This is a genomic window from Halomonas alkalisoli, from assembly GCF_021412585.1.
Lineage (GTDB): Bacteria > Pseudomonadota > Gammaproteobacteria > Pseudomonadales > Halomonadaceae > Halomonas > Halomonas alkalisoli.
The window spans coordinates 1-12,211 of sequence record NZ_JAKCMI010000023.1; the positions used below are offsets into that span (position 1 = coordinate 1).

13 protein-coding genes are annotated in these 12,211 nt (G+C 64.5%); 6 read left to right on the forward strand and 7 right to left on the reverse strand.

The features are described from left to right. Window positions 1–4 precede the first annotated feature (4 nt). On the forward strand, window positions 5–1,378 hold the full coding sequence (trkA, locus tag LY622_RS08580) for a Trk system potassium transporter TrkA (protein WP_201025426.1): 1,374 nt from the start codon (window positions 5–7) through the stop codon (window positions 1,376–1,378). A gap of 50 nt (window positions 1,379–1,428) precedes the next feature. Here trkA and LY622_RS08585 read toward each other — a convergent pair whose 3' ends face one another. The 7 genes from LY622_RS08585 to LY622_RS08615 form a co-directional block, all read right to left on the reverse strand. After that, entirely contained in the window at window positions 1,429–1,872 is a 444-nt protein-coding gene (locus LY622_RS08585; protein WP_234290522.1) for a DUF411 domain-containing protein, read from the reverse strand. Further along, entirely contained in the window at window positions 1,869–2,021 is a 153-nt protein-coding gene (locus LY622_RS08590) for a hypothetical protein (protein WP_234290523.1), read from the reverse strand. The genes LY622_RS08585 and LY622_RS08590 overlap by 4 nt, the downstream gene beginning before the upstream one ends. A 59-nt stretch (window positions 2,022–2,080) precedes the next feature. Continuing rightward, entirely contained in the window at window positions 2,081–2,401 is a 321-nt protein-coding gene (locus LY622_RS08595; RefSeq protein ID WP_234290524.1) for a hypothetical protein, read from the reverse strand. A gap of 85 nt (window positions 2,402–2,486) precedes the next feature. Next, window positions 2,487–2,792, reverse strand: coding sequence for a hypothetical protein (locus tag LY622_RS08600; RefSeq protein WP_234290525.1), 306 nt, complete (start codon window positions 2,790–2,792; stop codon window positions 2,487–2,489). After that, the gene (locus tag LY622_RS08605) at window positions 2,789–5,296 is read right to left on the reverse strand and encodes a heavy metal translocating P-type ATPase (protein WP_234290526.1); all 2,508 of its coding nucleotides are present in this window, start codon (window positions 5,294–5,296) and stop codon (window positions 2,789–2,791) included. Before LY622_RS08605 ends, LY622_RS08600 begins: the two co-directional genes overlap by 4 nt. Window positions 5,297–5,376: 80 nt before the next feature. Beyond that, window positions 5,377–5,976, reverse strand: coding sequence for a Spy/CpxP family protein refolding chaperone (locus LY622_RS08610; protein ID WP_234290527.1), 600 nt, complete (start codon window positions 5,974–5,976; stop codon window positions 5,377–5,379). Between the two features lie 119 nt (window positions 5,977–6,095). After that, window positions 6,096–6,518, reverse strand: coding sequence for a hypothetical protein (locus LY622_RS08615; protein ID WP_234290528.1), 423 nt, complete (start codon window positions 6,516–6,518; stop codon window positions 6,096–6,098). A gap of 177 nt (window positions 6,519–6,695) precedes the next feature. Between LY622_RS08615 and LY622_RS08620 the strand changes: the two genes are divergently transcribed. The 5 genes from LY622_RS08620 (at window position 6,696) to cls (ending at window position 12,181) form a co-directional block, all read left to right on the forward strand. After that, a complete protein-coding gene (locus LY622_RS08620; protein ID WP_234290529.1) occupies window positions 6,696–7,028 on the forward strand; it encodes a hypothetical protein in 333 nt (110 codons plus the stop codon). Between the two features lie 74 nt (window positions 7,029–7,102). Beyond that, the gene (locus LY622_RS08625) at window positions 7,103–8,812 is read left to right on the forward strand and encodes a multicopper oxidase family protein (protein WP_234290530.1); all 1,710 of its coding nucleotides are present in this window, start codon (window positions 7,103–7,105) and stop codon (window positions 8,810–8,812) included. Window positions 8,813–8,877: 65 nt separating this feature from the next. Beyond that, the gene (locus tag LY622_RS08630) at window positions 8,878–9,738 is read left to right on the forward strand and encodes a WD40/YVTN/BNR-like repeat-containing protein (RefSeq protein WP_234290531.1); all 861 of its coding nucleotides are present in this window, start codon (window positions 8,878–8,880) and stop codon (window positions 9,736–9,738) included. 40 nt (window positions 9,739–9,778) lie between these two features. Then, window positions 9,779–10,591, forward strand: coding sequence for a prolipoprotein diacylglyceryl transferase (lgt, locus tag LY622_RS08635; protein WP_234290532.1), 813 nt, complete (start codon window positions 9,779–9,781; stop codon window positions 10,589–10,591). Between the two features lie 192 nt (window positions 10,592–10,783). Next, the gene (gene cls / locus LY622_RS08640) at window positions 10,784–12,181 is read left to right on the forward strand and encodes a cardiolipin synthase (RefSeq protein ID WP_234290786.1); all 1,398 of its coding nucleotides are present in this window, start codon (window positions 10,784–10,786) and stop codon (window positions 12,179–12,181) included. The last annotated feature ends 30 nt before the right edge of the window (window positions 12,182–12,211 follow it).

Below are 12,211 nucleotides of genomic sequence, written 5' to 3' on the forward strand. Positions count from 1 at the left end.
AGCAATGAAGATCATCATTCTTGGCGCCGGCCAGGTCGGCGGTACGCTGGCCGAGCATCTGGCCCGCGAGGAAAACGACATCACCGTGGTGGACACCGACGGCGAGCGGCTGCGCGAGCTGCACACCCGGCTCGACATCCGCACCGTGGTGGGGCCGGGCTCCTACCCCGTGGTGCTGCGCCAGGCCGGCTGCGAGGACGCCGATATGCTGATCGCGGTGACCAGCCAGGACGAGGTCAACATGATCGCCTGCCAGGTCGCCCACACCCTGTTTCGCACCCCCACCAAGATCGCCCGGGTCCGCGCCACCGCCTACCTCACCCGCAAGGGGCTGTTCGCCCACGAGGCGGTGCCCATCGACGTGCTGATCAGCCCCGAGCAGGTGGTCACCGACCACATCCGCCGGTTGATCGAGCACCCCGGCGCGCTGCAGGTGCTGGAGTTCGCCGGTGGGCTGGTGCAGCTGGTGGCGGTCAAGGCGTTCTACGGCGGCCCGCTGGTGGGCCAGGACCTGGGCTTCCTGCGACGCCACATGCCCAGCGTCGACACCCGGGTGGCGGCCATCTACCGCCGCAACCGGCCGATCATTCCCCGCGGCGACACCGTGATCGAGGCCGACGACGAGGTCTTCTTCATCGCCGCCCGCCGCGACATCCGCGCGGTGATGAGTGAGCTGCGCCGGGTCGACCGCGACTTCCGCCGGGTGATGATCGCCGGCGGCGGCAACATCGGCGAGCGGCTGGCCGAACACCTCGAGCACAGCCACCAGGTCAAGATCATCGAGCACGGCATCGAGCGCTGCACGGTGCTCGCCGAGCGCCTCGACCGCACCGTGGTGCTGCACGGCAGCGCCACCAACAAGCGGCTGCTGGAAGAGGAGAACATCGAGGACTGCGACATCTTTTGCGCGCTGACCAACGACGACGAGGTCAACATCATGTCGTCGATGCTGGCCAAGCGCATGGGTGCCAAGAAGGTGCTGACGCTGATCAACAACGCCGCCTACGTGGACCTGGTCCAGGGCGGCGAGATCGACATCGCCATCTCGCCGCAGCAGGCCACCATCGGCAGCCTGCTGACCCACGTGCGCCGCGGCGACATCGTCAACGTGCACTCGCTGCGCCGCGGTGCCGCCGAGGCGATCGAGGCCATCGCCCACGGCGACATGCAATCCTCCAAGGTGGTTGGCCGCGCCATCGGCGACATCGACCTGCCCAGCGGCACCACCATCGGTGCGCTGGTGCGCGGCAAGGAGGTGCTGATCGCCCACGACGACGTGGTGGTGGAGTCGGGCGATCACCTGATCCTGTTCGTGATCGACAAGCGCCGCATTCGCGAGGTGGAACGCCTCTTCCAGGTCGGCCTGACCTTCTTCTGAGGCACGTTGCGAAACAGGTGGCGCCGGCCGAGGCCGGCGCCGGGAGGGCGTTACAGGGTCATGAACGGCATGGGCTGCTGGTCGGTGAACTGATAGACCTCCCAGTCGCCCTGCTTGGGCCCGGGCATGCCCGGTGTGCCGATGGGCATGCCGGCCAGGCCGATCCCGCCAACGTTCAGGCGCTGCTTGAACAGCGTCTCGATGGCCTCGAAGGGCACGTGGCCCTCGATGGCATAGTCACCCATCAGCGTGGTGTGGCAGGAGCCCTTGCCATAGGGCAGCCCGACCTGCTGCTTGATCTTGCCAACCTCCACATCGTCGATGACGGTGACCGCGACGCCTCGCTCCTCCAGCTGGCGGGCATATTCGTGGCAGCAGCCGCACTCCGGATTCATGTAGAGCGTGGCTTCGTCAGGCATGGCAGCCTGTGCCGTGGCGGCACCACCCAGCAGGAGGGCGGAGGAGAGCATGAGTGAGGTGATTGAACGGTTCATGAGCTTGCTCCGGTTGCGGATTTGGCTGAGGTGAGCAGGTACTTGAGCAGGGCGGCGATGCCCAGGCCCAGCAGGGAAAGGACTGCCAGCGGCATCAGCCAGCCAAGCCAGCTCATGTTGCCCATCAGGGCGAGGCAATTGGTCATCATGTTAGTCACTCCTGACGAATGGTCGGGTGTCGAGCCGAGAGGGCTCGCCGGGCATTCGTTCAGGCTTTGGGAGGGCGCCGAGGGGGCAGGGGGGTGCGATCCACGTATGCCACGGCGGGCACGGTGACCGGTAAGGCCGGCTCGGAAGCCGACAGGGAGAGTGACGGCATCAGCGCCGAACAGGCGGAGCAGCGATGATCATCCGTATCGGCTGCATCGAGCTGCATCGCTGCCTGGGGCGTCAGTAGGCAGTCGGGCTGATCGGCCTGCGTTGCGCCATGACTCGACAGGCTCGTCATCGCCAGCAGCAGCGCGAGCAGCAGGGCCAGGAACCGGCCTCCCGCTCGTCCATGCTGTGATGTACCGATATGCCGTGTCATGGAAAACCCCTTTATAGTGTTGCCTCTACATTGAAACCGATCCTGCTCGTCATTTCATTGACGCAGCGCAAAGAGCGCCTGGTGATCAGTCATCGCCGTGTCGATGACTATGTCGATGGCCATGGCGGTGCATCAGGAAATGGATGCCGAGGCACAGCAACATCGGCAGAACCAGCAGCCAGGTGCCGCCACCCAGGGTTTGGCCACGCCATATGACGAACAGCATGGCGCCACCCATCGCCACCAGGCAGAAGGTCATCATCCAACGGTGCAGTAAGCCGGAATGTTCGTCTCGATTCGGCGTTTTGCCTGGCGCGCCACTTGATGGTTCGCCAGTAACTTTCGTCGGCTCTTCTTGTGGGTGTTGGTTGGGCAGGTGAGTTCGAGTCATGAGTGGTCTCCTGAGGGTTGTGCTCGCGCATAGCGCCGCTTGAGCAGCAGGGAGTTACCGATGACAGAGAGTGAGCTGGCCGTCATGGCGATGACACCGATCATGGGGTGCAGCAGGCCAGCGGCGGCAATGGGAATGGCGGCGACGTTGTAGGCGCTGGCCCAGATCAGGTTCTGCACGATCTTGCCGAAGGTGGCCTTGGATAGGTGCATGGCATCCACCACGGCCGTCAGTTCGCCGCGCACCAGGGTGACGTCCGCCGCCTCGATGGCGACATCGGCACCGGCGCCGATGGCGATGCCGACGTTGGCCTGCTTCAACGCGGGGGCGTCATTGATCCCGTCGCCGACCATGGCAACATGGTTGCCGTGCTTCTGCTGAAGCGCGCGGATGGCGTCGACCTTGCCTTCGGGCAACACGCCGGCCTGGACTTCATCGATGCCCACCTCGTCGGCCACGGCCCGGGCGGCACGCTCGTTATCGCCGGTGATCATCACTACATGAAGGCCGAGGTCATGCATGCCGCGGATGGCTTCGATCGACTCCTTCTTGAGGGTGTCGGCCACCGCTACGATGCCCATGGCCTGGCCGTCGGCGGCGACGATGACGGCGGTGCGCCCCTTGCCTTCGAGCTCCTGCATGGCGTCATCCAGCGCTTCCAGACCCCGGATACCCTCTTCCTGTAGCAGCAGTCGGTTACCGATCAGCACGTGGATGTTGCCGACCTTGCCGGAAACACCGCGGGCACCGGTGGAGCGAAACTCGCTGACATCGTCGGGCTTGACGCCACGTTCACCGGCACCATCCACGATGGCGCGGGCGATGGGGTGTTCGGAGGCATTCTCGACGCTGGTGGCGAGCCGCAGCAACTCGTCCTCATCGACACCTTCGGCGGTAACCACTTCGGTGAGCTTCGGCTCGCCACGGGTGATGGTGCCGGTCTTGTCGAGCACGATGACCTTGATGTCCTTGAAGGTCTGGATCGCTTCCCCGGAGCGGATCAGGATGCCACGCTCGGCGCCGATGCCGGAGCCGACCATCAGCGCCGTGGGCGTGGCAAGACCCAGGGCGCAGGGGCAGGCGATGACCAGTACGGCGATGGCAGCGAGGATGGCCAGCACAGGCGTGGCGGCTTCAGGATTGACCCAGGGCAGGAAGGTCGCGCCCCAGTCGAGGATCGGACGCAGGGCATCCGGGAACAGGGCCCAGGCGATCAGGCTTGCCAGGGAGATCAGGATCACTGCCGGCACGAAGCGACCGGTCATGCGGTCGGCAAACTCCTGGATCGGCACCCGGGAGCCCTGGGCCTGGTCGATCAGCCGCACCACCTGGGAAAGGAAGGTGTCGCCGCCCACCCGGGTCGCTGCCACGCGCAAGCGGCCCTCCTTGTTGATGGTGGCACCGATCACGCTGTCGCCGACACCCTTGTAGACCGGCACCGACTCACCTGTGGCAATGGACTCATCGATGTGACTCTCGCCCTCGATCACCTCGCCGTCGGTGGGGATCTTGTCGCCAGGGCGCACCACCATGATGTCGCCGGGCGCGAGCTCCTTCACCGGCACCTCGACCTCCTCGCCGTCACGCTCAACCCGGGCCGTCTTGGCGCCCAGGGTCAGCAGGCGGCGGATCGCCTGGGAGGCACGGCCCTTGGCCAGCGCCTCCAGGTAACGGCCGAGCAGATGAAAGGTCATGATGGTGGCGGCCATCTCGATGAACGAGGTCATCGGGTAGATGAAGCCGATCAAGCCGATCAGGTATGGTGGCAGGCTGCCCAGGGAGATCAGCACGTCCATGTTGAAGGTGCCGTTCTTCAGCGAGCGCCATGAGGCCCTGTGCGTCGCCGCGCCGCCGTAGAGAAACACCACCGGGAAGGCGAGCAGAGCCACGATGGCCAGGTAGCCGGGGATCGGCTGCCAGAACATGTGTGGCATCATCAGGATCATGATCAGGGTGGTGGGTATCGCGGCAATGATCAGCCGCTTGCGGGCCTGGCTAAGGTAACCCTCCTCGATGGCGGCGTCGGCATCGCCATCCTCCTCGGCCTGGCTGCTCACCGCTGCAACGTCGTAACCGGCACCCTCGACGGCCTGCTTTAGTGCGTTGCCGTCAGGGCCGCCTTCCTCGACGCTGACACTGACCCGGTGGCTGGCGATATTGGTGTCGACCCTGGCGATGCCTTCGAGCCGCTGCAGGGTGTCGCGGATGATGCCGGCACAGTGATCCGATCCCATGCCTGGTACCGTGAGGCGAATCTGCCGGGCGCTCCTGCCGTCGCTGACCGCCGCGACATCGTAACCGGCACCCTCGACGGCCTGCTTCAGTGCGTTGCCGTCAGGGCCGCCTTCCTCGACGCTGACACTGACCCGGTGGCTGGCGATATTGGTCTGGATTTCTCCGACACCGCTTTGCCGCTGGAGCGTCTTGCGCACGATGCCGGCGCAGTGATCGCTACCCATGCCCGGCACTGTCAGGGTTATCGTTCTTGACGTGGTGTCGCTCATCGCGTGCCTCCTGCTGGTGGAGCCGGGCGGACGACCTGGTTGGCCGTCCGCCATGTTGCTGACTTCAGTGATAGCGTCGGTCAGTGATGGGCATCATGATCGTCCGGGTCGATGGCCTCCGGTTCGGCCTGCTGCCACTGCTCGCGCTGCTCGTCGGTCATGAGGTCATGCATGGCGTTTCGCATGCGCACCATCTCAGCCATCATTTCGCCATGGATTTCGGCCATCTGGGCATGAAGAGCCCGGACGTCATCGGGGTCGGGGCGTTCGGCCTGCATGGCAGCCATAAGGTCGTCGCGCAGGTTCATCATTCGACCCATGCGCTCGAACTGGGCGGGGCGGTGCTCCTGCATCAGCTCACGCATTTCGCTGCGTTGCTCGGCATCGAGTATTGTCATCATGCCCTTGCCACCGCCCATCATGGGGCAGGGCATCATGCCGCCCATCATCATGCCTGGGCCCATGCCGCCCTGGCCGCCACCCATCATCATGCCCGGGCCCATACCGCCCTGGCCGCCGCCCATCATCATGCCCGGGCCCATACCGCCCTGGCCGCCCATCATGGAACCTTGGCCTTGATCCATACCCTGGCCCATGCCTTGGCCGAGGACGAAGCCGGGTGCGGAAATACCGACAGCCAGGGCGAGGCCCATGGCAATGGCGTGCTTGCGAAGTGTCATGATCGTTCTCCTGAGGGCTTGATCGCCCTGCGGTGATTGCTTCAAGGGGCGACTGTCCAAAGGACGTCACCGGAATCAATGGGAAAGGAGAGGAGGTGCGTACCCTCGAGCGTAAGCGCTCAGGGGCGCAGGCGCTGCGTCAACAGGTAGATAGGTGGGGCGCTGGAATCAGGCCGGCCATGGGGCATACCCGAGACAACAAGGACAGCAGGAGGAGGGGCCTGCTGAGCCAGGCTGCACAGCGCCACGCCATGTTCGATTTCCTGGCGTTCGGTGCGCAGAAGCGGATGGGTCGCGAGGGGGACATGGCCGGGATGGCAAAGCGGACCCCGATGGGGGTTGACGACGAAGGTGGCGGTCGGTGTCGCGTCGTGGACATGGCCGGCCACGTCATGGTGTATCTCGGAAGAGCCGGTGGCATGCGCCGCCGCACCATTAGCAAAAAGCAGCAGCATCAGGCACAGGAGTGCGAACAGCCCATGGCGCAGCCATGCCGCAAAGGACAGGGTCTGGCATGAAGTGGTCGCGTCCTGCCGAGCCATGAGTGAGACTCCCGAGGTGTATCGTACCCACACCATAGAACAATAAGACGCTTGCACGCTTGACGCATGTCAAATGGACCTTTCGCGAAAATCTATTCGGCCCCGGGTTGCCGGCTGCCTTGACTGCGTGAAATACTCCGTCTCAGGTTTGACCCCTACGGTAATAAAGCGACGCTAATGACCCGTTCCATTGCGACCTGGCTGCTCTTCCTGCTGGCTATCACCCTGGTGATGCCTATGGGCGCCATGGCGGGTGCTTCCCATCATGGCCACGGAGATGCCTGTCTCGGCATGACTGCGCTGGAGCCCGCCTCGGCAAGCCATGTCGCCGAAGCGACGACGGAAGATCATGAGCGCCAATCGCTGAGCTGTTCCTCGACCGGTTTCTGTGCCGCCCTGGTGCCCCAGGCCTCCGGCATGTCCGCTGCATCGGCACCACCGCGCCCGATGCCCGTCCTGGCGTGGCCCTGGTCACCCAGCGATCGCCTTGATCGTCCTCCTCGCGTTTGAACAGCCTTCCCTGACGTAATCTCCCGCCCGACGCGGGGGGTGATCGCTGTTCGAATAACGAGGAAACCGATTCCATGAAGCGTCGTAACTTTCTGCTCTATTCCACGCTGGGCGGGCTGGCTCTTTCCACATCCGGCCTGCTCACCTATGTCATGGCCGGCCGCCATGGTGGCCACGGCGAGGCGCCACTGCTCTCTCCCTCGGCCCTGCCCGACGGGCAGCCGCTTCAACCACTGCCCCGGATCACCAACCTGAGTGATCGTGCCGGCCTGTTCCGCAGCGCCCTGACCGCGTCACCCAGCGAGGTCGCGCTGGATGAAGACAAGCAGGCCCTGCTGTGGCTGTACAACCACAAGGTGGCTCCCCTGATCGAGGTGCGCGAAGGGGATGATCTCGATATCACCCTGATCAATGAGCTGGAGGAGGAGACGACCGTGCACTGGCACGGGGTGCGGATACAGCACCAACATGATGGCACGCCCTGGGATGCCGTGGCGCCAGGGGAATCCCACCAATACCGGCATCGTTTCACCGAAGGGAGCGCCGGCCTGCACTGGTTTCACCCCCACCCGCACGAGGGTACGGCCAGGCAGGTCGCCCATGGTTTGGCGGGAGCACTGCTGGTGCGTCCGGCCCAGGATGTCCTTCCCCCGGAGGTCGAGGAGCACCTGCTGCTGGTCAGTGACTTGCGGCTCACGGCCGATGGACGAGTGGCGCCACATACGGCGGCAGACTGGATGAACGGGCGGGAGGGCGAGCTGCTGCTGGTCAACGGTCAGCGCCAACCGTACCTGGACGTGGCGCCAGGCACCACGCTACGCCTGAGGCTGATCAATGCCTGCGCCGGCCGCTACCTGCGCCTGCGCCTGGAGGAGCACGAATTCACCCTGATCGGTACCGACGGTGGATTGATCGAGCAGCCCCAGACGTTGGATGAGCTGCTGCTGACACCCGGGGAGCGGGCCGACCTGCTGGTGCGCATCAGTGAACAGTCCGGTGGCGCCTTCCAGCTTGCCAGCCACCCCTATGATCGTGGCTGGATGGGCCCAGAACCTGCCCACCTGAGCGAGGTGTCGCCCCTTCTGGACATTCGCACCCAGGACGCCGACGCGAAGCCGGCGGTGACGCTTCCCGCCAGCCTGGCCATGGTCGATCGACTGGGGGAGCCCGCCGTGCGCCGGCAGGTCGAGCTGACCGAAGTGATGCCGGGCATGGACCATGATGATAACAGCGGCACAATGGACCACGGTGCCCAGGATGGCCACGGCGATCACGGTGCTCAGGATGGTCACGGCGATCACGGCGATCACGGCGATCACGGCGACCATGGTGCCCAGGGCGAGCCGGGCGGTCACGGCAATCACGGTGGTGGACACGGTGCCCGGGACGACCATGGCGACCACGGCAGCGCTGGACACGAGGGCATGGCCAGCGATGGACCTCCCCAGGTGGACTTCCTGATCAATGGTCGCGCCTTCGCCATGAACGAGGTGCTGTTCGAAGGCCGGGCTGGCGAGGTCGAGGAGTGGGAGGTCTTCAACAACTCGCACATGGACCACCCCTTCCACGTACACGGCACCCATTTCCAGGTGATCGCCAGCCGCCCGGCCGACGGGGAATGGCAGGATTCGCCCTGGATGGCCTGGAAGGATACCGTCAACCTGGCGCCCTATCAGCGACTGCGCCTGCGTATGGTCTTCAGGGAGCCAGGAGACTGGCTGTTCCACTGCCATATCATCGAGCATGAAGAGCTGGGCATGATGGCCACGGTTCGGATTCGCTGATTTGCCACCTTATTCGCCGGCGACCTGCTTCCCGCGGGCCGTCGGCGAGCAACGAGTCAATGCACATGACACGATACCGATTGCTTCTTCCCCTGCTGCTGCTGGCGCTGCCACTTGCCGGTTGCTCCGGTGAACCCGAAGGCATCAGCCTCGAGGAACTGCGCCAGAAGACCCATATTCATGGCGTGGCCTTCGACCGCGCCGACAGCCAACGAATCCAGCTCGCGACTCACCACGGCTTCCATGTCGTTGGTGCCGATGGCAGGGCACGACAGGTCTCCAGCGAGACACACGACTTCATGGGCTTCTCGCCCCACCCGCAGGAGGCCGACACACTCTTCGCCAGCGGCCACCCGGCGCGCGGTGGCAACCTCGGCGTCATGGTTTCCACCGATGGCGGCAGTACCTGGGAGCAGCGTTCCGCCGGCGTCGATGGGCCGGTCGACTTCCATCAGATGACGGTCAGCGAGGCCGACCCCGACGTACTCTATGGCGCCTATGCCGGCCGGCTGCAGGTGAGCCGTGACGGGGGGCATGAATGGCAGGTTCAGGCCGCTGTACCGGAGGGGCTGATCGATTTGGCGGCATCCAGTCGAGACCCGGATCACCTCTATGCCGCCACCCAGACGGGGCTATTGATGAGCCCCAATGGCGGGCAGCGCTGGCGGCAGGTTCATCCCCAGCGCAACCCGGCCAGTGTCGTGGTGGCGAGCGGTGGCGAACTGTATGCCTTCATGCTTGGCGTGGGGCTGATCAAGGCCGATGAGGCGACCCGGGAGTGGGAGCCGCTGAGCGGCGACTGGGGCGAGCGCTACTTTACCCACCTGGCGGTGGACCCCGCGGACCCGCAGCGCCTCGTGGCTGCCGACAACCAGGGCATGCTGCTGCTCAGCGAAGACGGCGGCAGGGAGTGGTCAAGCCTGTGACCTCCGCTCCCTCATATACTGCAACCGACACGGATGAATCATGATGGACTATCCCCAGATCGACCCGGTGGCCATCGCCATCGGACCGCTGCAGATCCACTGGTATGGCCTGATGTACGTTATCGGCTTCGTTGCCGCCTGGCTGCTGGGGCGCTATCGTGCCCACCGCCTGGGGCTGAGCCACGATGACATCGGCGACCTGCTCTTCTATGCGGCCATCGGCGTCGTTGCCGGTGGGCGCCTGGGTTACGTGCTCTTCTACGGCATGGATCAGTTCTTTGCCAACCCGCTGTGGCTGTTCAGCATCTGGGACGGGGGCATGAGTTTTCACGGTGGGCTGATCGGGGTTCTGCTCGCCGCGCTGATCTTTGCACGTAAGAAACGCCTGGCCTTCTTCCAGCTGACCGACTTCATCGCACCGCTGGTGCCGATCGGCCTGGGGGCCGGGCGTATCGGCAACTTCATCAATCACGAGCTGCCGGGCCGGGTGAGCGAACTGCCCTGGGCCATGCCGTTTCCCCACATGGGGCCGGAGCCGCGTCATCCGTCGGCACTCTACGAGTTCGTGCTGGAGGGGGTCGTGTTGTTCGTGGTGCTGTGGTGGTTGTCTAGCCAGCCACGCCGCCGCGGCTTGATTTCCGGGATGTTCCTGCTGCTCTATGGGGTGTTCCGCTTTGCCGTCGAGTTCGTGCGCCTGCCCGATCCGCACATCGGCTTCATCGCCTTCGGCTGGGTGACCATGGGCATGCTGCTGACCCTGCCAATGATGATTGGCGGTGTGGCGCTGATAGTATGGTCGCGTCAACAGGCCCGAGACACGAAAGCGGTGCTGATACCGAGCCGCGAGTCCTGACGAGGGGCGACATGGCTTGGCGCCGTGGATCGACGGAGAGGCAACGTCATTGAAGGAGAGCGACCCATGCAGGGAAGCCGCGATGCCGGGCAGCCGGAGGAAAGGACGGACGACCCGAAGGACCACGGCGTGTCGATGTCATCGAAGCCCCGGTCTGGCAGGGGCCGCCGCTGGAGCAAGCTCGTCGTCTTCATGGTCCTGGCCCACCTGGTGGGGCTGGCTTCATCCGTCGAAGCCCTGATGTCGAGCCGAACGTCCGAAGGGGCAATCGCCTGGATCGTGTCCCTCAATACCGTGCCGTACGTGGCGGTGCCCACCTACTGGGTATTCGGGCGCAGCAAGTTCGAAGGCTATGCGATGTCCCGGCGCGATGAGGAGTCGGAGATCACGCGGGCACTGGCCGAGAAGCTGAGCGAATTGCGCTCGCATCGGGTCGAGTCGTCGCGAAGCAGCCACTATCTGGACGGCGTGGAGCGCCTGGCCAAGTTGCCGCTGATGGGCGGGAACGAGACGACGCTGCTGGTCGACGGCGAAGCGACCTTCGACAGTCTGTTTGCCGGGATCGAGGCTGCCGAGCGCTACCTGCTGGTGCAGTTCTACATCGTCAGGGATGACGATATCGGCACCGAGTTCCAGCAGCGCCTGATCCAGAAGGCGAGGGAGGGGGTGGCGGTCTATTTCCTCTATGACGAGATTGGCAGCTACGCCTTGTCGAGTGACTATGTGAAGGAGCTGGAGGCGGCGGGTGTCAATGTCCACCGCTTTCACTCGACACGGGGGCCGGGAAACCGCTTCCAGCTCAACTTCCGCAACCATCGCAAGGTGATGGTGGCCGACGGAGCCACGGCGTGGCTCGGCGGGTTCAATATCGGAGACGAATACCTGAACGGGGAGGAAGGTATCGGGCCGTGGCGAGACACCCATCTCAAGATCGAGGGACCGGCGGCACTGGCCATGCAGCTGGTGTTTCTGGAGGACTGGCACTGGGCCACGGAAGAGCTGCCCGAGCTGCCCTGGGTACCGGTGGTACGTTCCCGCCAGGATGCACCGATACTGATCCTGCCCTCCGGTCCTGCGGATCGCTTCGAAACCGCCAGCCTGATGGTCCAGCAGGCTATCCACTCTGCCCAGGAGCGAATATGGTTTTCGAGCCCCTACTTCGTGCCGGACGAGGGTGTGCAATCGATGCTCAAGCTTGCCGCCATCAACGGGGTGGACGTACGGATCCTGATCCCGGAGCAGCCCGACAATATCCTGCTCTACTATGCGGCATACGCCTTCCTGGGGCCGTTGCTGGATGCCGGTGTCGAGATCTACCGCTATCAGGCGGGTTTTTTGCACGGCAAGGCGTTCCTGGTGGATGATGCCGGCGCTGCGGTGGGAACCGTTAATCTGGACAATCGCTCGTTTCGACTGAATTTCGAGATTACCGCGCTGGTCATGGACCCGTCGTTTGCGGCCGATGTCGAAGCGATGTTCGAGGCGGATTTTGCTCGCTCCCGCCGAATGGAGCTCGAGGAGATCGAGCAGCAGCCGCTATGGCATCGCGTGGCTGCCCGGGGGGCTTACCTGTTCGCTCCCGTTCTCTAGATCTTTCCCAGGCAATCGCAGCCTGGTCGA